Here is a 20,802-nt window from a genome sequence, read left to right as displayed (position 1 = left end):
AGGCTTACGGATAAAGCCGTGTGGTCGTCCAGACGCCGTCTTTCTGCGTGAATTTCAGCCGGTCATGCATACGAAAGGCCTGATCCTGCCAGAACTCGATCTCCTCTGGCACCAGGCGAAACCCACCCCAGACTGACGGGCGCGGAATGTTGTCCTGGCCCTCGAACTCCTTTTCCAGCGCCGCGATACGTTTCTCAAAAACATCACGAGACGGCAATGGGCGCGACTGGTCGGAGGCAGCGGCGCTGAGGCGGCTCACACGGGCGCGGGAGGCAAAATAGGCATCGGCCTCTTCATCTGGCACAGGCTGGATGGCTCCGCGCACGCGCACCTGACGGCGCAGCGACTTCCAGTGAAAGCCGAGCGCGGCAAACGGGTTGGCCTTGAGCTGCTCGCCCTTTGCGCTTTCGAAATTGGTATAGAAGGTAAAGCCCTCGTCCGAAACGCCCTTGAGCAAAACGACACGTACGTCAGGCCGCCCCCCGGCATCGACAGTGGCCAGTGACATGGCATTGGCATCGTTCGGCTCGGCCTCGCGCGCCTCGCCCATCCATGTGGTGAACAGGGCGATTGGATCGCTGATATCCGGGATCAGCGGGTTGCCCGCACTATCACGCTGATAGTCAGCCTCGCTCGGGGATGGCGGGATAACGGTCTGGCGGTCAGCCTTACTCATGGCTTGTATCCTGTATCGGCAGTGCCCTGTCAGGCTCATATAGGTCGAGCATCACGCCAGAATACCGCCATCGACGCGCAGAACCTGTCCCGTGACATAATCCGCCTTGCCGGAGGCGAGGAAGGCGACCGCGTCAGCAATGTTCTGCGCACTGCCCCAGCGCCCTTCCAGCGGCACGACCTTTCCGATCCGTTGCATCGTCTTGTCGCGATCAAGCCCGCTCTCAAAGGCAGTCTTCCACATGCCGTCATCAATGACGCCCGGCGCGACGGCATTCACCCGCACCCCGGCCCGGCCAAGGTCAATCGACATGTTGCGCGTCATCGAGTTCACCGCGCCCTTGGAGGCCGAATAGGCAATTTGGCCGACACTGCCTGTGCTGGCCGAGACAGAAGAGATGTTGACGATATTGCCCCTGCGGGATTTCAGGCTTTCGGTCAGCGCGTCAGTGAGCAGGATCAGGTTGCGGACGTTGATATTGAGCGTCGCGTCGAGCCCTTCTTCCGTCACTTTACCGGCTGGCTCATGCACGCTGACGCCAGCATTGTTGACGAGGACATCGACAGGCCCGAGCTGTTCGAGAATGGCTTCCGCCAGCGGCTTCCAGCCATCATGCGAACCGAGATCGGCATGCAGGACGACCGGATCGTTCGGCAGGTCCTTTGCAAGTTCTTCCAGCGCCTCGGTGTTGCGCGCCACGAGGCAGACGCGGGCGCCATCCTCGGCAAGCGTTCTTGCAATCGCTGCGCCGATGCCACGGCTCGCGCCTGTCACAACCGCATTCTTGCCGGAGAAGTCGTAAGTCATAATGGTCCTGCCCTTTATGGTTTCGTGGACACGAGCCTATTCCCTTTCAGGGACTTATCAATGAGCCACACGCCGAAATTTAAGCGATGATTTTTGCGATAAACCCGCCCGTGCATCTGTTCAAAGACACCGTTTTGCGCTTCAAGGCCCTGCATGTCGCATAACACTTTCGGCCACCTCTTCCGTGTCACCACCTGGGGCGAAAGCCACGGCGCCGCGCTTGGCTGCGTGGTCGATGGCTGCCCGCCAGGCCTGAAGCTCGACGAGGCCTGGGTGCAGACCTATCTCGACGCGCGCAAGCCGGGCACCAGCCGCTTCGTCACGCAGCGCAAGGAACCGGATGCGGTGAAAATCCTCTCCGGTGTCTTCGAGGATGACCGGACCGATGGCCAGGTCACGACTGGCACACCCATCTCGATGATGATCGAGAATACAGACCAGCGCTCGAAGGACTATTCCGAGATCCGCGACCGCTACCGGCCCGGACATGCCGACTATCCTTACGACCAGAAATATGGCGTACGCGACTATCGCGGCGGCGGGCGCAGCTCCGCACGTGAAACCGCAGCCCGTGTGGCAGCCGGTGCCGTGGCGCGCCGGGTGATCGGCGAAGATATCCTGATCCGGGGCGCGGTCGTCCAGATCGGCCCGCACATGATCGACCGGGAGGCCTGGGACTGGGACGAAACGACGAAGAACCCGTTCTGGTGTCCGGACGAAGGCGCCGCACAAAAATGGGAAACCTTCCTGGACGAAACCCGCAAGGCAGGCTCAAGCTCTGGCGCAGTGGTCGAAGTGCGGGCTTCAGGCGTGCCAGCCGGCTGGGGGGCGCCGGTCTATGGCAAGCTCGACGGAGAGCTGGCCGCGGCCATGATGAGCATCAATGCCGCCAAGGGTGTCGAGATCGGCGCAGGCTTCGGTGCAGCAGCCCTATCGGGCGAGGAGAATGCAGACGAGATGCGCATGGGAAATGAAGGCGTGCGCTTCCTTTCGAACAATAATGGCGGTGTGGCTGGCGGCATATCGACGGGACAGGATGTGGTGGTGCGCGTTGCGATCAAGCCAACGTCCTCCATCCTGACGGTGACACGGTCCGTGACGCGCGATGGCGAGGAGGTCGATGTGCGCACCAAGGGGCGTCATGATCCGTGCGTCGGCATCCGTGCCGTACCGGTCGCCGAAGCGATGCTGGCCTGCGTGCTGGCGGACGCTAAATTGCGCCATCGCGGGCAGATGGGCTAATCAGGAGTTGCGTCCGGCTGCCCAATAGAGAAGCCCGCCGAGTAGCAGCCCCACTGCAATCATGGCGATACCACCGCCCGGATCGCCAAAGGCTTCCCGCAGACTGCGTAAAGCCCTGACGAAGACAGCTGTTTTCTTGCTTGGAGCGGCTTCATCGGCGTCTCCCACCAATGCGGCGACCCCCGTCAGCACGAATATCGCCCCGGCAATCAAGGCGAACCGTTTGAGATATATGCTGCCGCGGCGCCTCAAAGCTCCAGAACCATCTGGATATCACAGCGTGTGTATGGCGTGTCCGCCATCTCTTCCCCGGTCAGTTCACGGAATCCCGCCGCCTTGTAGAGACCGAGCGCGGCATCAAGTTTCCGGTTTGATTCCAGCCAGATACATTTCGCCCCTACCTCGCGTGCCGTTTCAATGCAGGCCGCCATCAGGGCCTTGCCGACCCCCTTGCCACGCATGTCATCGCGCGCGCTCATCTTGACGAGTTCGAGCGTGCCTGGCGCATGTCCGGCAACAAGGCCGGCCGTGCCGACAGGCTCGCCATCGACTTCAGCGATTAATACACGCCCGCCAAGATCTATAATCGTCGCCTGGGGATCATCCAGCTGGGCAAGGTCGGAGGCCTCGACATCGAACATCTGTTCGATCCAGGCGAGATTGAGCGCCTTGAAAGCGGGACCATCCGCCGGGGTGAAATTACGCACAAGAACTATGCGCGCAAGATTGCTACCCCACGAAGGCCTTTTCAATAACGAACTCAGCCGGGGCGGCGTTTGACCCCTCGGTGAGACCGGCCTCCTGCATCAGCTCTTTCATTTCGAGCGTCATCGGCATGGAGCCGCAGATCATCGCCCGGTCGGTGGACGGATCCATGGGTGGCACATCGAGGGATTTGAAAAGATCACCTGAGCGGATGAGATCGGTTGGCCGGCCCATGCGCTCGAACTCTTCCTGCGTGCAGGTCGTGAACAGGCGCAGCTTGCCATGCACCATCTCGCCGACGAGCGGGTCGTTCACCAGATCCTCGACAAGGCGGGCGGAGTATTTCAGCTCACCATTCTGGCGGCAGGTATGGGTGACGATCACGTCCTCGAACTTCTCATAGGTTTCCGGATCGCGGATCAGGCTTGCAAACGGCGCAAAGCCGGTCCCGGTGGAGAAGAGGTAGAGGCGCTTGCCGGGCGTCAGTGCATCGAGCACGAGCGTGCCTGTTGGCTTCTTGCCGAGCAGAACCTTGTCGCCTTCCTTGATGTTCTGGAGGCGCGAGGTCAGCGGGCCGTCCGGCACCTTGATCGAGTAGAATTCCAGCGTGTCATCCCAGGCCGGCGAAGCGACCGAATAGGCGCGCAGAAGCGGTTTGCCGTTTTCGCGCGGCAGGCCGATCATTACGAACTCGCCCGAACGGAAGCGAAAGCTTTGCGGGCGGGAGATACGGAAGGAAAAGAGCCGGTCGGTGTAATGCTCGACCGACACGACGGTTTCCTCTGTCGGCGCGTTCGGATTGACGCGTGGGGCGGCTGTCTCTGTACTGGCAGTCGTCATTCTCAAATCCTGAAACTGGCTGGTTCGCCTGTCAGATGACGGCGATGCAGCTATTGTGCAAGGCAGCAAATGATCACTTTAGCAGAACTAAAACAGCCGGGAAACCGCCAAACCCGGTGCCCCGCCGGGGATAGACGGGGCCGGTTACACGCCAACGTACCCTTCAGGAGGCCTGCCGCAGCCCCGTCCAGTAGACGTCCGCATCATGGATCGAAACCTGCTCGCCAAGCTCGTAGATGTTCTCGTATCCATAGCCGTACAGGGTGATGAATGTCGGGATGTTGAGCGCGAAGGGTGAACGCTTGAGCATCACTGGCCTGGCATCGTCAGTGAAGTTGTTATTGCAGTAAATCAGGATGCGTGTGTCGCGCGTGGGGATCAGGTCCGCCAGCGCCTCATCCGTGATGTCCGAAAAATTCAGGTGCACAGCGCCCCGGATGTGACCCGCCTCATAGGCTGCCCGGCTACGGGTATCGAGGATGATCGTATCCGGCTGGGTGCGCATTTCATTGAACCCTGCAAGGCTGACCTTGCGGGATTCCCGATAGGTCATGACCTTCTCGCTGACCTGCGCAAATCCCCGGTAATCAATGTCGGCAGGCACTTTTTCCGGAGTGCGTGTCTGTGCATTCGCCATCATGCCGGACGTGATAAACACGACAATCACAGCCAGCCCGAGTATTGCATTGCGCCGTTCGCTCATCGCGGCTCTCCTTCTCGCCATGATTTCACCCTGCCCCCGAATTGGGGCCGGATTGGGCGCAGGAGACGGCAATCGCAGGATCATCTTGCGCGCGCTTTGCCTTTTTTCGTGCCTGAATGGAATTTTATCCCGGTCTTCAGCCGGGATGGATATGGGTCACTTCTTCCCAGTGACGCCGGCAGAGCGAGACATAATTCGTCTTCTCGACCTCGACCTGGGCGCCTTCCGTGATAGCCATGCCGTCTGCTCCGAGGCGAGCCGTCATCGTCGCCTTGCGCCCGCAATGACAGATGGTTCTCACCTCACGTAGCTGGTCGGCAATCGCCAGAAGCTCTGCGGAGCCCGGAAATAGCTTGCCCTGAAAATCGGTACGCAGGCCGTAACACATCACCGGCACACCCAGCCCGTCAGCCACACGGGCCAGTTGCCAGACCTGGTCAGGATCAAGAAACTGGGCTTCATCGACAAAGACCGCATTCAGCGGCCCGTCATTCTTGCGCGCGGAGATGACCTCGAACATATCCAGCCCGTCACGGTACAGCCGGGCATCCGCCTGGAGACCGATACGAGAGCAGATATCTGCGCGCTCGCCCGCCTCGTCGCTATAGTGTCCAGACGTCCACAACATCACCTGCATTCCGCGCTCGCGGTAATTGTAGGCTGACTGGAGCAGGATTGTCGTCTTACCGGCATTCATTGCCGAATAGGTGAAATAGAGCTTTGCCAAGCAGCTGGCCTCCTCACGCTATGCTGTGGGCCTTGTCGGATGCCCAGTGATGCGACTTTCCACCAGACCTGCCAAGACCGTTCCTGTAGCTTAATCAGACGTGTCCGGCGTCTCCACCGGCTCGGTGATGAAATGGCGTGCCTGCCTGTCCTCTATCTCGAGAACCCAGAGGTCTGGATCGCGCGCCCGGGTGCGTGCGACATAGGAATCGATGTCGGCTTCGCTCTCGCCAATTCCCTGAAGCCGCAGGTCGGAAAATACGCGCACCCCTTCCATGCTCGTACGCGGGACATAGCCGCGCGCCATGCCTGCAAGGTCTGCAACCTTGACCAGGACATCGCCGCGCTCGCGGTCTCCCGACTGGACCACGAAACAGGCCGCGCCGGCCGCCTGGACACGGCGTATCAGCGCATCAACCCATATCCAGCTTGGAAGTCTCTCTTCCTGCATCGCAAATTCCCGCCTGTTGCCCTATTCCGGCATGTTGATTGCAGCATGTGTTCCAAATAAAGATTTCGGTAACCATATGGCACACGCAATCATGACCTTGTTTTCAAAGTTCTTCAGCTCGCCCCTCATGCAGGCCCCCGGCCTTGCCAGCGAACAGGCCGTGCCGGTGAACACCGCCAATACCGAAATGATTGCCGGGCGTGCCAGCGAAGTTGTCAGCCTTGGGGTCTTTCCTGTCGAAGTGGCTTTTGTGGTGCTGGGCTGCCTCATTATTTCAAGCTTCGCCCTGCTGATCCGCGAAACCCGGATCGAACAGCGCCAGGGCTGAGCGAGCCGACGCATGCGCCAACACGGCTATTCGGCGGCATCTTCCATTGGTGCATACTGCTCTGCATCGATCTTTGGCAACATGACCCGCACGCGCGTGCCCCGTCCGGGCGCAGTATCTATGATGACCTTGCCTTGCATTGCATCCGCAAAGGATTTCACGACTGCAAGGCCAAGTCCCGTACCGGTCCGGCCCTTGGCATTGCGTCCCTGCTGGAAAGGCCGGGCAATACGGTCGAGGTCTTCGGCGTCCATGCCTGCGCCATGGTCGCGTACGGACAGGCCGACAACCTCCTTTCCGGCGCGCGCATCGAGCGTGACCACTCCCCCCTCTTCTGAATATTTCAGCGCATTTGAAAGCAGGTTCTGCCAGATCTGGCGGACTGCGCGTACATCTGCCAGCGCCCAGACCTCTCCGGTGGCCTGAAGGCTCACCCTGACACCGGTGCGATGGGCCTGTCCCGACAACTGCTCCATGACCGACCGGGCGCTTGCGACAAGGTCGACAGGCTCACAGTCAAGCTGCACCTCTCCCGCTTCAGTGCGGGCGTAATCAAGAATATCCTCAACCATCAACAGCAGGTCCTGCCCGCTTTCATGGATCAGCGAGGCATAATCCTTGTAGGCGTCGGGCATCTCGCCGCGCAGTTCCATGCGCATGATTTCGGTAAAGCCGAGAATTGCATTCAGCGGCGTTTTCAGCTCATGGCTGAGACTCGCGAAAAAGGCAGTCCGCTCAGCCAGTGCCGCCTCGGCCTCTGCTGCGATAGTCGAACTTGCCTTCCCGGTTTCGGCCAGCCCGGCCTCTATGTCGGCGACATCGAGAATAAAGACGCGCGCCCCGAGGTCGTGGCGGTCAACGGTCAATTCAACAGCCCCGCCCCCTTTGACGGGGTGGCGGAACGTTCCCCCATTGGTCATGTGCAATAACAAGGGGGCACGTGTCTCCTCGGGAAAAGCATCGGTGAAGCCCATGCCGGGCTTTAGGGACAGGCCGTCAGGCAGGTCTCCTGATACCGAACGGACATGTCCTTCCCTTGTCAGGTCGACGATGGCGCGGCGTTCTTCATGTGCGTCAGGAACCGTCTCGAGCGGCTCCAGCCCTTCTGCTGCGCTGTTAGCCGGAGCGGCCGTCTCGACAGGGAGGTCTGTCTTCGTGAGGGGCTCAGGGCTTGTGGCCGCTTTCGGAGGGTCTGCCCGGTGCTGGCGGAAACCGGCAATGAGAAAGGGCAGCAGGCAAAGCCCGGCAATAGCGAATGCTTCTCCTGTCCGGGCCAGATCGCTGGCCGCCGGAAAGTCCGCCGAGAAGGCCGACAGGCTGATGGCCAGCAGGGCTGACATCAGCGAGAAGACAGCCGCTTCAATAGCCAGCATGCGCCAGCCGAAAGCCAGTGCAAAAAGCGGGGGAAAAACCGCGAAAACGAGGGCGGGCGAGGAAATGCCGCCGGTCAGCATCACGAAAACGCTACTCATCAACAGCCACGGCAGACATACAAGTGCGGCCTGGACGCTGCTCGGCCAGGCCCGTCCTGCCAGCGCGACGAACAGGGTAAGTATTGCTGGAAACAGGGACAGGACCAGTGCCGGGCCGGTAATGTACGGGGCCACCCCGCCACCCGTCAGAGTGGCAGCCGCAATGCCTGTCAGCACGAACCACAGGAGAAAGAGTCCCGTCAGCCTCGACTGGCGCAGCGCATTAACAGACCGGTCAGATTTGTTAGTCATTCTCACTCTGGCTGAACATTAAGTTTCAGTCGTAACCGACTCCCGACTCCACGATACGCTTTGCAAGGCTGGAAAGATAGGCCACTGTGGTGTCAGCCAATGCGAGGGAACCTGAACATGAATTTCAACAGACTTTGCGCAGCAACTCTTGGCGCTCTTGTTGTAGCCCTGCCCGGTGTGGCCCAGGTACAGCCTGCTGCTGAAGTCGAACCACTCAATGTGCAGGCGGCGGCAACTGCACAGGAAACGCCCGCCCCGACGACCGATCCACTTGCTTCGGCTGCCGCCGTTTACGCGACCTATCATGGCGATGTCACTGATATTAAGCGTAACAGTTTCCAGAGCTCCTCAGATATCCAGGCGGCCCTGAGAACGCTTGGCGGGCAGAACTCAGAACAGCTCGCACGCGGCTGGATGGCGTATTCGGCCCTGGTTGCCTCGCAGACCCCCGAATTCCGCGCCGCCCTTCGCGATGTTGAAGGCTTCTATGGCAAGGATGCGGTTGTGCGCGGCCTGCAGAACGATACAGATTACGCCCACTCACTGCATGGTGGCCGCGCGGCAGTACGTTCAGCGCTTGGCGCGGTCGAGGCGGACTCGCAGCGGCTCGTCAACACCGCCGCTATCGTCAAGGAACAGGCCTACACCCTTCAGGCGCAGAGCTGGGCAAAAGGCCGTATCGGCGACTCCGGCAATCTGGCGACCCAGCTTCGGGCTTCCTCGCTGACCGGGCGCCCGGCACGCAACGGCATGGTGTCCGCCTTCTCCGCGCCCGGCATAGACACGGTCCTGGTTACAGCCGGATCGCAAGGGGCAACTTCTGTCTGGGAGAATGTTTCAAGCTCTGCCGTTTCCATCCGCCCGCCAGAGAGTTCCGGCACGGCCGGCCTGCCGGACAGTAACGTCGCCGCCGGCAAGAAACCGATTGCTGACCGAATCGCCACGCTGGCTGCCTATCGCATCCTGGGGGCGAACGACACAGGTGCCACGCCCGTGAAGAGCGCACTTACTGAAAAGCAGACCGAAGGCTGCCTCACCATGGCGCAGCTGAATTTGCAGCAGTGCATCGCCGCCACGCACCAGCATTTCGAAGTGCCTTTCTGCATTGGCGAACATGCGCTGGCTGATGTTGGGCGTTGCATAAGCAAGGTCAGCCAGTAAACTCAAAGATACTTTCAATCTCTCGTACCCCGGACCGTTTCTGGCGGACCGGGGTTTTCTTTTGTCTCAAAGCGCCCCAAATGGCTGTCATGACTGTACAGGAACGCGCCGACGACATCTCTGCCGAGTTCGAGTTTCTCGACGACTGGGAAACGCGTTACGCCCACATCATCGACCTTGGCAAACAGAACCCTGCGCTTGAACCGGAAGAGCGGACTGAGGACGCCCGCGTGCGCGGTTGCGCCTCGCAGGTCTGGATGGTGTTCGATGCCAGCGAGGGTGACCGACTGAAGATGCGCGCCGAATCAGACGCCATGATCGTGTCCGGCCTGATCGCCCTGCTCATCCGGTTGTTCTCTGATGCCCGAAAGGACGAAATCCTCGCCTTTGACGCGCCTGCTTTCCTTGAGAACATAGGTGTTACAGGGGCCCTGACCGCGCAGCGTTCCAATGGGCTGAACTCCATGCTTGAGCGGATCAAATCAGCTGCAGACGCTCAGCCGGTGTCTGACGGTGTGCCTGGCAACGGGTAACATCTACCGGATTGGCAGCCACCCTGAGGCGGCTCTCAAGATCATCCAGCCAGGCATCAATTTCAGGATCGTCACGGAAATCCTCGACCCGGTGGCAGCCATGCGCCACGGTTGAACGATCCCGCCCCATCGCCGTGGCAATCCGCGCCAGGCTCATCCCCAGCACGACATGACAGAGATACATAGCCACCTGGCGGGCCCGCGCAATCCTGTGCTCACGCTGGTCGAAGGACAGGATCGTTTCAGCCGGAAGCCTTAACGCAAACCCTGTCAGGCCCGCCGCGAGGCGAACATTATGTATGTCATTATGATGTGCCACTCGTTTCATATCCATCTCCCTGTGTCTGAAAGACCATACTAGGCCCTCCGGACAGGGTGTAGGATATTTTTCCTATTTCGGGAAATCAATCCCAATAAAGTCAGGCCGCCAGACCTCTTGTAAGAGCGGACAGGAAGTCTTCGTGCTCAGGTCTTTCCGGCTTGCGATTGGACAAAAGGACGTCATGACACATGACCAGGTTACGCGCGCCATTCTCCGCCTCGAGCGGAAGACGCAGCCAAGCATGCTGATCCTTGGAACGCTCCACAATACCGCCGACTGGCTCTGCCCGCCGGATAGCGCCGTTCAGCCCCAGTGACCACATCGCCGCCAGATCGCTTTCCAGTTCGTTCAGAAAACGCCCGCGCATCTCGCCGCCGAGCATCCGGCGCAGACCGGATCCGGCAATGCGGAACCGTGCCTCCCCATGCGCACTCAACTCAATTATCGAGATGGAAGCCAGATGCGTCCGTAGCGCGCCGGGATCGATGTCGCTCTTGCCCGGAAGACTACGGTCCCCGCGCACGGCCTCCCAGTGTCCGATGATCTCTTTCTGGGCTCTGGAAAGCCCCCGAAATCCACCTTGCCTGATCATGTGAGCCACCCCCGTGGTGATGCGATATCACTGGTGTGGCGGAATTCGATTCCGGCGGCAAGTCTCTGCCATGTAAAAAATTAACTTTAATGAAACATATACTTCATTTCGGATGCGAAACGTTTCGTTTTGAACCCGAAATGAAGTATTCGACAAAGCACTCTTCTACTTCTTGCCTGTTCCCAGGCCCATTTGCTTGGCAAGCTTGGAGCGTTTACGAGCATAGCTCGGCGCGACCATGGGATAATCATACGGCAGCCCCCACTTTTCACGGTATTCTTCGGGGGTCATGTCATACTTCGCGCGCAAGTGGCGCTTGAGCGACTTGAACTTCTTCCCGTCTTCGAGGCAGACGATGTAGTCATCCGTCACCGACTTCTTCACGGGAATGGCGGGCTTGGCCTCGACAGTCTCCACAGGCGTGCTGGACAGCCCGGTCAGGGTAGCGTGCACATTGCGGATAATATTGGAGAGTTCACTACTCTGAACGGGATTATTGCTGACATAGGCGGCGACGATTTCTGTCGTCAGTTCCAGCGGGTCAGTCACGGGCGTAACGCCATTTTCTACGGGTGCGTCCACGGTCTACTCCAGCTTTTATTTGTGATTACAAAGTCATTATAAAAACACAGCACAGCGTAAACGCAAGCTATATCAGTTTCTATTCTTAAATCGCAGTCTAGTGCAGCGGTATCATGATATATGTTAGCAAAGCAGTCCGCACGACTTGCGCGGACTGGCTCTGCTTTTAACGAACAATATCCTGCCGCTAGCGAATAAAGAACGCCACGACCAGCGCCAGCCCAAGGAGAACTGCAGTCCAGACAGCCATGCCGTTATAGAGTCCGCCTCTCGCCAGCGTGCCCCGCGGGCTGAACGCAGCTTCCAGGCGCGTGAAGGCGCGTGCTGAAAGGCCGCCGAATACGCCAGTCAGAGCGGGGCCAGCCTTTTGCCAGACAGACCCGCTCCACCGGGCCAGCCCATAGCCAACCTTGCGCCAGAGAATGTCGGTATCGAGGATGATCCCGCGCTTCTCCGGCGGATACGCGCCAATACGTTGCAGGATGACGAAGGCGAATATGGCCAGCATCAGGAGCTGCATCTGGGTCAGGATGTGATCCGCTGTGTAAGGCTCGTAGCCTTGCGTGTACGGATCATCGGCATACGGCACGATGGAATAGAGCCAGTCGAAGCCAAAGCCCGGCAAAAAGGCCGGAAGCCCGACGCCGACACAGATGAAGGCCGCAGCCCCCATGGCGAGCAGCATGTTGAACGGCGCCTCACGCGGGCGCTTGCCACTGTCATGGCCAAAGAAGGCGAAGTACGGGATCTTGATGCCGGAATGCTCCAGCACGCCAGCCGAGGCGAACAGAAGCATCAGGAACGGGATCAGGAAACCTCCGCCGGCGACGGCGCTCATGGTCAGGGACTTCGAGACGAAGCCGGAGAAAAGCGGGAACGCCGAGATCGAGGCGGCCCCAATCAGGCAGAAAACCGTTGTCCAGGGCATGGTGCGGTAAAGCCCGCCAAGCTCTGTCGCCTTGGTCGTGCCTGTGCGGTAGAGCACGGCGCCCATGCTCATGAACAGGAGCGATTTGTACATGATGTGGCAGAAGGCGTGGGCAGCCGCGCCATTCAGCGCCAGCGGCGTACCCACCCCGATCGCACAGACCATGAAGCCGAGCTGGTTGTTCAGCGAGAAGGACAGCACCTTGCGCAGGTCATTTTCGACCACGGCGAAGAAGACCGGATAGACAGTCATGATCGCGCCGATCCAGATCAGGCTCTGCTCTCCGGGGAACATCCGCGCCAGCGCATAGATGGCGAGCTTTGTGGTGAAGGCCGACAGGATCACCGTGCCGGTGACTGTCGCCTTGGGATAGGCGTCTGCAAGCCAGGTGTGCAGGAAGGGAAAGCCTGCCTTGATACCCAGCGCCAGAAAGATGAGCAGCACACCCGGATTACCAAGCTCGAGCTGGCGTATGCCAAGATCGCCGGTGTCGAAATAGAGCAGCATCGCCCCGAAAAGGAGCATCACGCCAGACAGGACATGCAGGCCCAGATAGCGCATCCCTGCCTTGTAGGCCGCATTCGTGCCTGACAGGAAAATCAGGAAGACCGACGTGACTGCCGTCAGTTCCCAGAAGACAAACAGGCTGATGAAGTCGCCGCAGAAACAGGCCGCCACGGCTGCGCCCATATAGGACAGCGCCATCGAATCCTCGAGCTGGCTGTCATTGTGCAACGAGTAGACGGCATTGATGAACGCCGCGATGAGGAAAGCGAGCCCGAAAATGAAGGAAAGCGAGTCGACCCGGTAAAGCACCATGTCGAAGCCCATGAGGCTCATCGTGGCGAGATCGGTCTCACGCGGGGCGGCCAGCAGCAGCAAAAGGCCAATGACCGGGGCTGTCAGCGTCAGCGCCTGGCGCGCACGCTGCATGGGCACCAGACCTGCCAGGATACCGGCCAGGATCAGGATGAGACCCGGGTTTATGGAGGAAATCAGCTCACTCATGCGTGGGGCTCCTCGCCAGCCGGTTCTGCTTCGTCGTCATAGTAGTCTTCCCGCCGGCGCATGAGACGGCCGAGCGGCCAGCCTGCGAGCACGACCAGCGTGAAAGATCCGAAGCCCCACCAGGCATGGAACGCGGTGATCGCGTCGATATCGAAATAGGTATGGCGGAAATGATGCCCCTCGCCCGAAAGGGCCTCCAGCAGCGGTTCCAGCCCGATCAGGATAAGCGAAATCAAGACAGTGACGATCAGCAGGAGGCGGCTTGTCCACGGCTTCGATGTCCAGCCGAAAAGGAATTTCGCTGTCGGTGTGGTGTAGCTGTCATCAGGCAGCTCATGTTCACCATGATCGCTCAGATGGGGCGGCTTGGCGGGATCGCTCATGGCTGGCCTCCAATAGCTGGCAGAAGGAAATCATAGAGCTCGCCCATGAAGAAAAAGAGGACGAGGGTCCCGAAAGCGGTAAAGACCGGCGCTGCCACAGTGAACATCGGCGCACCACCGGGCCGTTTATAAGCCACAGGTTCCGGCGTGCCTTTTGGCGGCATCAGGCCGATGAAGGCAATCGGCAGAAGATAGGCAATGTTCAGCAACGACGAGAGAATCAGAACCCACGCGACATAGGCATCGCCGGTATCAGCCGACCCAAGCATCAGCATGACCTTCGGCCACGTGCCCGCAAAAGGCGGAATCCCGATAATTGACAGCGACCCGACGAGGAACGCCCCAAACACCCAGGGCATACGCCGCCCCAGCCCGCGCATCTCCGAAATCTGCGCCTTGCCGGTCGCGACATAGATGGCACCGGCACACATGAAGAGCGTAATCTTGCCAAAGGCGTGCGCGGCAATCTGGAGACTGCCGCCCATGACGCCTGCTGTGGTCGCCAGCATCACCCCCGCTGTGACATAGGCAAGCTGGCCAATCGTCGAATAGGCAAGCCGTGCCTTGAGGTTGTCCTTGGTGAGAGCCACCAGCGAGGCGACAACAATCGTGAAACACGCTACTGCCAGTACAAAGTCCCGCGCAGGCGTCTCTTTCAGCAGGTCGAGCCCGAAGACGTAGACCCCGACCTTGGCCATGGTGAACACACCGGCCTTCACAACGGCCACGGCATGCAGCAGCGCCGAAACCGGCGTTGGCGCGACCATGGCGTTTGGCAGCCAGAAATGGATCGGCATCAGCGCAGCCTTGCCGATACCGAAGGCAAACAGGATGAGTAGCGCGCTCGCAATGAGTGGCGTCACACCATCGACACCGGCAAGAAGGCCGCCAGGCACGAAATCCATGCTGCCTGCCAGTGTCGCCGTCCAGATGATACCAACCAGGAAAAGCCCGATCGAGGTCGCCAGCAGCGTCATCAGGTAGATACGTCCGCCGCGCAGCGCCTCCGCGGTGCCCTTGTGGGCCACTAGCGGGAAGGTCGACAGCGTCAGCACTTCATAGAAGACGAACAGGGTGAACAGGTTCGACGCCATGGCAACGCCCATCGCGCCCATCAGGGCGATGGCGAAACAGATATAGAAACGCGTCTGGTGCCGCTCCTTGCCGCCACGCATATAGCCGATGGAATAGAAGCTGTTGACGATCCACAGCCCGCTCGCCACCAGCGCGAACATGGCGCCCAGTGGCTCCATCTCGAAGGCGAAGTCGAGACCGGGCACAGCTGTGCCAAGGAAGAACTGTGCCGAAGCCCCGGTACCGACCGACATGGCCAGCCCGATGGCTGTGGCAAACAGAAGCGCTGCGCCGACCAGTGTGACACCCTCACGGATGTCCGGCAGCTTGCCGAAGATGAAGATACCGGCACCGGTGACAAGCGGGATGATAAGCGCCGCGAGAATCAGAAGCTCACCGCTCATTGGAGACCTCCGATAAACAGGGCTGCGGCAGCGTCATCGGCCAGCCCGGAAACGAAGCTGCCGTTCACCCCGACCCAGATATTGGCGAGCGCCAGAACCCAGAGTGGAATAAGCAGGAGAAGCGGGGCTTCCTTGTGTTCCTTGTGCGGATTGTTCGGTGCCTTGAAGAAAACCGCCTCAAGGATGCGGCCCATATAGACAACCGCCAGCACACTCGAGAATACGACGATCAGGGCAGCCCACCACCAACCGCTTGCCAGCAGTGCTGAAACCAGCGCGAACTTGGACTGGAAGCCGGCTGTCAGCGGCACACCGATAAGCGACAGCGCAGCAATAGCGAAGGCCGTCATCGTCCAGGGAGCCGCCCGCCCAAGGCCTGCAAAGTCATGAATGCGGGTGCCCTGATAGGTCAGCACAACACCGGCGACCGCCATGAACAGTGCGCCTTTCATCAGCGCGTGGTTGACCAGATGGAACAGGCCCGCCGAAACGCCGACAGCCGTGCCGAGCGAGATACCCAGCAGCATGTAACCGACCTGCGCCACGGAAGAATAGGCAAGCGTCCGGCGTATGTCTGTCTGGAAGATCGCCTGGAAGGAACAGGCCAGCATCGCAGCAATCCCCATCGGCATCAGGATCATGGCGAGGCTTGCGCCCTCGAAGATGTATTCCAGCGAGAAAACCGAGAACAGGAAGCGCACCAGTGCATAGATCGCCACCTTCGTTGCTGTCGCAGCAAGGAAGGCGGTGACGAAGCTGGGGCTGTAGGAATAGGCGTTTGGCAGCCACTGGTGCAGCGGGAACATTGCCGCTTTCAGGCCAAGCCCGACAAGAATGAAGGCAAACCCTACCTGGACGGCCCGGTTACCACCGACATCCTGCAGCTGCAGGGCCAGGTCGGCCATGTTGAGCGTGCCCGTCGCAGCATAAAGGAAGCCGACACCGAAGACATAGAAGCTCGCCCCGATCGTGCCCATCAACAGATAGTCGATGGCGGCCGGCAGTGCGCGCCTGTCACGGCCCGAGCCGAGGGCGACAAGCACGTAAGTCGCAATCGAGGATAGCTCGAGGAAGACGAAGAGGTTGAACGCATCGCCCGTTGAGGTGACGCCCAGCAGGCCCATGAAGCAGACCTGGAACGCGCCAAAGAACATGGCGCGCTTTTCCTGATTGATTTCCGCGCGGATCGTGGGCCAGCCGAATATGCTGGTCAGGAAGGCAATACTGCTGACCAGGAGGAGCACGAGCACATTCAGCGCATCAATGCGGAATTCGATACCGTGTGGCGGGGCCCAGCCCCCCATTGCATATGAGATGATCGCCCCGCCCTCGACCGAGCGCACCTGTGCCAGAAGCACCAGCGCCAGCAGGGTACAGAGGGCTGTCACCGCCACAGTCAGCAACCAGGCGATCCGCCCCTTGCCCGGCAGGAAAGCACAGATCGGCCCGGCCAGAAGCGGCAGGACGACGATCAACGCCGGGGCATGCGCTTCGGCCCATGCCGGCGCCATTTGCAGGATCCAGTCCATCATGCCGGGTTCGCCTCACCAGAATGATCTTCAGCGTATTCCGCCAGCGCAACGTCCAGGTCCATCTGACGGATTTCATCGCTCTCGATCGTGCCGTAAGCCTCGCGGATACGCACAACGATCGCGAGACCGACCGCCAGCGTCGCGACACCGACAACAATCGCTGTCAGCATCAGGACATGCGGCAGCGGGTTGGAATAGATATGCGCCATGCCGTGACTGGCTGCGCCGTGTGCGGCATCGGCTGCGCCATGTGTGGCCTCTGCAGCATGTCCCGCCGCAGCCTCCTCTCCATGACCGCCGCCGTGTCCCTTGGCGTCCTTGCCATAGAGGATCGGCGCGGTGCCGCCATCAATACGTGAGAGCGAGATATAGAACAGGATGATGGATGTCTGGAAAATGGACAGCCCCACCAGACGCTTGATCAGGTTTGTCGCGGCAAACAGCGTGTACAGCCCGATCATCATCAGGCCGATGATCGCCCAGTAGTTCCCGCGCTCCAGAATGAATTCCAGCATTACCAGTCCTCATCCTTGATTTCAGTAACGCGGCCCGCAAACGCATAGAAGATCGACAGCATGGAGCCTGCCACGGCGAACAGCACGCCCAACTCGACCATGAGAATGCCGTAGTGCTGACCGTCATGGCCGCCCGGCGGCTCGTTGAACAGCGCGTCATAGTCGAGATAATTGCCGCCCATCAGGAGCGCCCAGACACCGACGCCGCCAAAGATCAGGAAGCCGAGTGCTGCAAGCGACCTTGTAAAAGCCGGCGGCACGGCGCGCATTGCCGGGGCAATGCCGAAGATCAGGGAATACAGGATCACCGAGACAGCGATGATACACCCGGCCTGGAAACCGCCGCCGGGGCTGTAGTCCCCGTGAAAGTGCACATAAAAGCCGAATAGCGCGATAATGGGGATCAGCGGCTTGGCGACAATGCGCAGGATGACGTGATGATCTGTCTTCTGGCTCATCTCACTTCTCCCGTCCCCTGCGGCTTCCAACACTGGACGCGAGTGAACGCTCCCCGAAGCCAAGCAGCAGGATAACGGCCAGGGCTGCGGCAAACACCACGCCTGTCTCACCCAGCGTATCAAAGCCCCGGTAACTGGCGAGGACCGCCGTCACGAGGTTTGGCACCCCGATATCCTCAGGCGTGCGCTCGATGTAATCAGTGCCCACATAGGTATTGGCCGGACTTTCCGGATCACCGAAGGCTGGCAGATCAATGGTCGCATAGACCAGCATGGCACCGGTCGCGATCACGACCAGCAGCGGAACGAGAGACATGGCCTTCTTTTCCGGCTTGGCCGTGCGCGACGTCAGCAGCATCGCGCCGAGCAGCAGCGCGGTCGAAATCCCGGCCCCCACAGCCGCCTCGGTAAAGGCCACATCGACTGCATCCACGGCAACAAACCACGTGGCTGAAATCAGCGAATAGATGCCCGACAGCATGACAATCGCAAACAGGCTGCGCATGCGCGCAATCGCGATACCAATCACGAAGAGCAGCCCCAGCAGGACGACATTGATCAGGGCAATGGCGAGATCGGCACCTTCATATCCGGTCATGATGGCTCCTCCCCTGAGGAATCAACGCGGCCGCGCAGGCGCCCGATGACAGGTTGCAGCCCCGCCGTATGCGCCGCATTGGCCAGTGCGTGAGAGCCGGTCGGCCCCGAAAGGAACAGGAACAGCCAGATCGCCGCGAGTTTGAAGACGATCAGCCAGCTTGGCGCGAGCAATACCATGCCGAGAATGGTCAGCGTGGCCGCGCTCGTATCGGTGATACTGGCTGCGTGAAGACGCGTATAGAAATCAGGAAAGCGCAGCACACCGACCGTGCCGATGATCGCCAGAATACCGCCAACCAGACACAGCAATGCGCCCAGGACCGGCTTAACCGCCATGATGATATCAAGCACTTCAGTCACCCTCACCTCCCTCGGCAGGCCGCCGCGCAGGGGTGCGCCGCATCAGGGGCACCTGGAAGGAGCGGTAGCGGAAGAATTTCAGGATCGCGATCGTCGAGACAAAGTTGATCAGGGCATAAAGCACTGAAACATCAAGGAAGTCCGGACGCCCGAGCACAAAGCCCAGAACGCCAATGAACAGAACGATCTTGGTGCCGAGCGAGTTCATCGCCAGCACGCGATCATAAAGTGTCGGCCCGCTCAGCGCGCGAATCATCATCAGGGCGATCGCAACGATCAGGGCTATGGCTGCTGCTCCGATCATGCGCTCACCTGCTCATTTCCGTCTGTTGCACGCCTGTCGACAGACCGCCTGGAGCGCTCGTCCATCTCGGCAAACGATTCCGGCGTTGCATCCTCTTCGTAAAGGGCGTGGACAAGCAGCTTGTTGCCTTCGACCTCGATTGTGACGGTGCCCGGTGTCAGCGTGATGGAATTGGCGAATATCGTCTTGGCGAGATCACTCTCACACTGGGTCTTCACTTTGACGAGCGCCGGATTGATGTCCCGATTTGCGCTGACACAGGCCTTGATGACAGGCCAGTTGGCCTTGAAGATTTCCACGATCAGCCAGCACCAGTAGCGGATGATCTGTGGCGCACGGGCATAGGGCGCACCCTCCCGGTCAACCGTTTCAAGGCGTGCCGCCAGAATCAGGCAAAGCAGAATCGAAATTGTCGCAAGGATCAGCAGCAGCGGCGTGTAAATGCCTGACAGGCCGAGCCAAAGCGCGCCCAGGACGACGATCAGCCCAATAAAATAGCCCACAGGTAACCCGCTCCCTCAGTCTTGGTTTTGACTTCTCAGGAACTGTTAAATGTTCGTACCCGCTTTGACCAGACCCGAGCAGTCACGCATGGCCAATTTGACGCGGTCTTTTTGCAGCCGGCGTGATTTTACCCATGCTGTCCGAAGACCAGGCGAGCCGTCCGGCGGGAGGCGGAAAACTCCGCATCAGCTTCCTCCATGAGCTCCGCAGCCTGCGGCGCGGCTGCCTGCTGCGGGGAGTAGGAAGATGACAGGGACCAGTTCCAGTAGCGCAAGGTTGTCTGCGCCTTGGCGACAGCAAGCAGCTCATAGGTCTCCTTGACGTACGCGAACTGCGGGTGCGGCTCTCCTCCATCAAGCTCCATCGGACGACGCAGCGCCTGCCAGAGCAAGGTCAGGTACGGTCGCTTCAGACCGGTCGCCTTGCACAGGACGGCCAGCCCCTCCCCACCTGGGTCGGACAGAATTTTTGCAATGGTCACGGGTTTGACACCGGCGAGGAAGCCGATCTCCTGGGCCAGTTCCGGGTTCAGCCCCTTCTCAGCGGCTGTCTCGACAGCGTGCTCGAGATTGTCGAATGGGCTCTTGTCTATCGCCTGGCGATTGCGCTGGCGCCGTTCGATCAGCTGCAATGTCTTGCGGGCAACCGGATCGGACCATTTTTCCGCTGCCGCAATCGGGAACACATCCGAACAGAGATCGACCAGTTCGAGCCGGTCGGCCGCCTGACGCCTCAAAATCGTGCGCCGCGTCGGCCCGTCCGACCACCAGAACATGGCCATCGCCTGACTGGGAATCAGCTCAAGACGCTTGATGATGAGGTTGGGAAGCCCCTCAACCTTGCGGGAATGATGGACGAGCAAATCCATACCCGCCTCGGGAATAATGGCACCCTGGTTCTGCAACAGCGCCTTTAGAACGGTCGGCTCCTCCCGCTTGCACAGTTCCTGCGACACGGTGGGCGCAACACGCTTGCGCCGGGCGATCATCAGCCGGTGCTCCATGCTCGTCTTGTCAGCAAACTCACAGAGGTCGGCCGAATCGTAGACTTCATTATCCTCAAGCACGTATTGCGCGATATCGAGATCGCTCTGCGCGAGATAACGCATCAGCCGGCGCGGGGCCTCTTTCGTGATCCTGAGCCGCTTGGCACAGAAAATCCGCTCCTCATCGGTGGCATGGAAAAGCATGTCGAGAAGTATATCGCCTGCCATTGAACGGTCCTGAGGTGCCACGGCTGTTGCGGGCAAGGCCACAAAGTCGATCAGGCGGCGAAGGAGGAGACGACGGGCGCGACCAGTATTCGGAGCTTCGTTGAACTCTGAAATCTCTGCCATGATG

General features: G+C 60.0%; 27 protein-coding genes. 4 read left to right on the top strand and 23 right to left on the bottom strand.

Translation table 11 applies throughout. The features are described 5' to 3' along the window. Positions 1-4 precede the first annotated feature (4 nt). Both pdxH and Q1K31_RS10725 read right to left on the bottom strand, forming a co-directional pair. Complete coding sequence (gene pdxH / locus Q1K31_RS10730) at positions 5-676, bottom strand: pyridoxamine 5'-phosphate oxidase (protein ID WP_300379252.1); 672 nt, start codon at positions 674-676, stop codon at positions 5-7. Between the two features lie 51 nt (positions 677-727). Then, positions 728-1,483, bottom strand: a complete 756-nt coding sequence (locus Q1K31_RS10725; protein ID WP_300379251.1) for an SDR family NAD(P)-dependent oxidoreductase — start codon at positions 1,481-1,483, stop codon at positions 728-730. A 153-nt stretch (positions 1,484-1,636) separates the two neighbouring features. Between Q1K31_RS10725 and aroC the strand changes: the two genes are divergently transcribed. Continuing rightward, positions 1,637-2,725, top strand: a complete 1,089-nt coding sequence (gene aroC, locus Q1K31_RS10720; protein ID WP_300379250.1) for a chorismate synthase — start codon at positions 1,637-1,639, stop codon at positions 2,723-2,725. Here the strand turns inward: aroC and Q1K31_RS10715 are convergent, their stop codons facing one another. The 6 genes from Q1K31_RS10715 to Q1K31_RS10690 form a co-directional block, all read right to left on the bottom strand. After that, on the bottom strand, positions 2,726-2,917 hold the full coding sequence (locus Q1K31_RS10715) for a hypothetical protein (protein ID WP_300379249.1): 192 nt from the start codon (positions 2,915-2,917) through the stop codon (positions 2,726-2,728). Positions 2,918-2,973: 56 nt separating this feature from the next. Then, the gene (locus Q1K31_RS10710) at positions 2,974-3,432 is read right to left on the bottom strand and encodes a GNAT family N-acetyltransferase (RefSeq protein ID WP_300379248.1); all 459 of its coding nucleotides are present in this window, start codon (positions 3,430-3,432) and stop codon (positions 2,974-2,976) included. A gap of 22 nt (positions 3,433-3,454) precedes the next feature. Beyond that, complete coding sequence (locus tag Q1K31_RS10705; RefSeq protein ID WP_300379247.1) at positions 3,455-4,270, bottom strand: ferredoxin--NADP reductase; 816 nt, start codon at positions 4,268-4,270, stop codon at positions 3,455-3,457. Between the two features lie 163 nt (positions 4,271-4,433). After that, positions 4,434-4,973 (bottom strand): rhodanese-like domain-containing protein, encoded by a 540-nt coding sequence (locus tag Q1K31_RS10700; protein ID WP_300379246.1) that lies wholly within the window; start codon positions 4,971-4,973, stop codon positions 4,434-4,436. A gap of 136 nt (positions 4,974-5,109) precedes the next feature. Beyond that, positions 5,110-5,700, bottom strand: coding sequence for a thymidine kinase (locus tag Q1K31_RS10695; protein WP_300379245.1), 591 nt, complete (start codon positions 5,698-5,700; stop codon positions 5,110-5,112). Positions 5,701-5,790: 90 nt separating this feature from the next. Further along, positions 5,791-6,150: a DUF1491 family protein gene (locus Q1K31_RS10690; RefSeq protein ID WP_300379244.1), complete on the bottom strand. Its 360-nt coding sequence runs from the start codon at positions 6,148-6,150 to the stop codon at positions 5,791-5,793. A 91-nt stretch (positions 6,151-6,241) separates the two neighbouring features. Here Q1K31_RS10690 and Q1K31_RS10685 point away from each other — a divergent pair, with 91 nt between their 5' ends. Further along, positions 6,242-6,478 (top strand): hypothetical protein, encoded by a 237-nt coding sequence (locus tag Q1K31_RS10685; protein WP_300379243.1) that lies wholly within the window; start codon positions 6,242-6,244, stop codon positions 6,476-6,478. Positions 6,479-6,504: 26 nt separating this feature from the next. Here the strand turns inward: Q1K31_RS10685 and Q1K31_RS10680 are convergent, their stop codons facing one another. Continuing rightward, entirely contained in the window at positions 6,505-8,202 is a 1,698-nt protein-coding gene (locus tag Q1K31_RS10680; RefSeq protein ID WP_300379242.1) for a HAMP domain-containing sensor histidine kinase, read from the bottom strand. A gap of 117 nt (positions 8,203-8,319) precedes the next feature. On the opposite strand from Q1K31_RS10680, the gene Q1K31_RS10675 reads away from it, so the two are divergent. Together Q1K31_RS10675 and Q1K31_RS10670 are read left to right on the top strand one after the other, a co-directional pair. Further along, a complete protein-coding gene (locus Q1K31_RS10675; protein WP_300379241.1) occupies positions 8,320-9,363 on the top strand; it encodes a hypothetical protein in 1,044 nt (347 codons plus the stop codon). Positions 9,364-9,443: 80 nt separating this feature from the next. Then, positions 9,444-9,896 carry a SufE family protein gene (locus Q1K31_RS10670; protein WP_300379240.1) on the top strand — a complete coding sequence of 151 codons (453 nt, stop codon included), beginning with the start codon at positions 9,444-9,446 and terminating at the stop codon, positions 9,894-9,896. On the opposite strand, the gene Q1K31_RS10665 is transcribed toward Q1K31_RS10670, so the two are convergent. From Q1K31_RS10665 to Q1K31_RS10600, 14 genes are all read right to left on the bottom strand, one after another. Beyond that, on the bottom strand, positions 9,841-10,224 hold the full coding sequence (locus Q1K31_RS10665; protein ID WP_300379239.1) for a helix-turn-helix domain-containing protein: 384 nt from the start codon (positions 10,222-10,224) through the stop codon (positions 9,841-9,843). The genes Q1K31_RS10670 and Q1K31_RS10665 overlap by 56 nt on opposite strands. A 91-nt stretch (positions 10,225-10,315) precedes the next feature. Then, positions 10,316-10,810: a PAS domain-containing protein gene (locus tag Q1K31_RS10660; RefSeq protein ID WP_300379238.1), complete on the bottom strand. Its 495-nt coding sequence runs from the start codon at positions 10,808-10,810 to the stop codon at positions 10,316-10,318. 165 nt (positions 10,811-10,975) lie between these two features. Further along, positions 10,976-11,392 carry a MucR family transcriptional regulator gene (locus Q1K31_RS10655; protein ID WP_300379237.1) on the bottom strand — a complete coding sequence of 139 codons (417 nt, stop codon included), beginning with the start codon at positions 11,390-11,392 and terminating at the stop codon, positions 10,976-10,978. A gap of 187 nt (positions 11,393-11,579) precedes the next feature. After that, on the bottom strand, positions 11,580-13,328 hold the full coding sequence (locus Q1K31_RS10650) for a Na(+)/H(+) antiporter subunit D (RefSeq protein WP_300379236.1): 1,749 nt from the start codon (positions 13,326-13,328) through the stop codon (positions 11,580-11,582). After that, complete coding sequence (locus Q1K31_RS10645; RefSeq protein ID WP_300379235.1) at positions 13,325-13,711, bottom strand: hypothetical protein; 387 nt, start codon at positions 13,709-13,711, stop codon at positions 13,325-13,327. The genes Q1K31_RS10650 and Q1K31_RS10645 overlap by 4 nt, the downstream gene beginning before the upstream one ends. Then, a complete protein-coding gene (locus tag Q1K31_RS10640; protein WP_300379234.1) occupies positions 13,708-15,189 on the bottom strand; it encodes a proton-conducting transporter membrane subunit in 1,482 nt (493 codons plus the stop codon). Before Q1K31_RS10640 ends, Q1K31_RS10645 begins: the two co-directional genes overlap by 4 nt. Then, entirely contained in the window at positions 15,186-16,721 is a 1,536-nt protein-coding gene (locus Q1K31_RS10635; protein WP_300379233.1) for a monovalent cation/H+ antiporter subunit D family protein, read from the bottom strand. The genes Q1K31_RS10640 and Q1K31_RS10635 overlap by 4 nt, the downstream gene beginning before the upstream one ends. After that, positions 16,718-17,236 carry a cation:proton antiporter subunit C gene (locus tag Q1K31_RS10630; protein WP_300379232.1) on the bottom strand — a complete coding sequence of 173 codons (519 nt, stop codon included), beginning with the start codon at positions 17,234-17,236 and terminating at the stop codon, positions 16,718-16,720. Before Q1K31_RS10630 ends, Q1K31_RS10635 begins: the two co-directional genes overlap by 4 nt. After that, on the bottom strand, positions 17,236-17,694 hold the full coding sequence (locus Q1K31_RS10625) for a Na(+)/H(+) antiporter subunit B (RefSeq protein WP_300379231.1): 459 nt from the start codon (positions 17,692-17,694) through the stop codon (positions 17,236-17,238). The genes Q1K31_RS10630 and Q1K31_RS10625 overlap by 1 nt, the downstream gene beginning before the upstream one ends. Before the next feature lies 1 nt (position 17,695). Continuing rightward, positions 17,696-18,292: a DUF4040 domain-containing protein gene (locus Q1K31_RS10620; RefSeq protein WP_300379230.1), complete on the bottom strand. Its 597-nt coding sequence runs from the start codon at positions 18,290-18,292 to the stop codon at positions 17,696-17,698. Beyond that, positions 18,289-18,654: a monovalent cation/H(+) antiporter subunit G gene (gene mnhG, locus Q1K31_RS10615; protein ID WP_300379229.1), complete on the bottom strand. Its 366-nt coding sequence runs from the start codon at positions 18,652-18,654 to the stop codon at positions 18,289-18,291. Before mnhG ends, Q1K31_RS10620 begins: the two co-directional genes overlap by 4 nt. After that, complete coding sequence (locus Q1K31_RS10610; RefSeq protein WP_300379228.1) at positions 18,647-18,958, bottom strand: monovalent cation/H+ antiporter complex subunit F; 312 nt, start codon at positions 18,956-18,958, stop codon at positions 18,647-18,649. The genes mnhG and Q1K31_RS10610 overlap by 8 nt, the downstream gene beginning before the upstream one ends. Next, the gene (locus tag Q1K31_RS10605; protein WP_300379227.1) at positions 18,955-19,461 is read right to left on the bottom strand and encodes a Na+/H+ antiporter subunit E; all 507 of its coding nucleotides are present in this window, start codon (positions 19,459-19,461) and stop codon (positions 18,955-18,957) included. The genes Q1K31_RS10610 and Q1K31_RS10605 overlap by 4 nt, the downstream gene beginning before the upstream one ends. A gap of 128 nt (positions 19,462-19,589) precedes the next feature. After that, complete coding sequence (locus tag Q1K31_RS10600) at positions 19,590-20,798, bottom strand: DUF2336 domain-containing protein (RefSeq protein ID WP_300379226.1); 1,209 nt, start codon at positions 20,796-20,798, stop codon at positions 19,590-19,592. Positions 20,799-20,802: the final 4 nt, after the last annotated feature.

Source organism: Henriciella sp., assembly GCF_029936995.1.
Classification (GTDB): Bacteria; Pseudomonadota; Alphaproteobacteria; order Caulobacterales; family Hyphomonadaceae; genus Henriciella.
This window is presented reverse-complemented; position numbering and strand designations above follow the sequence as displayed.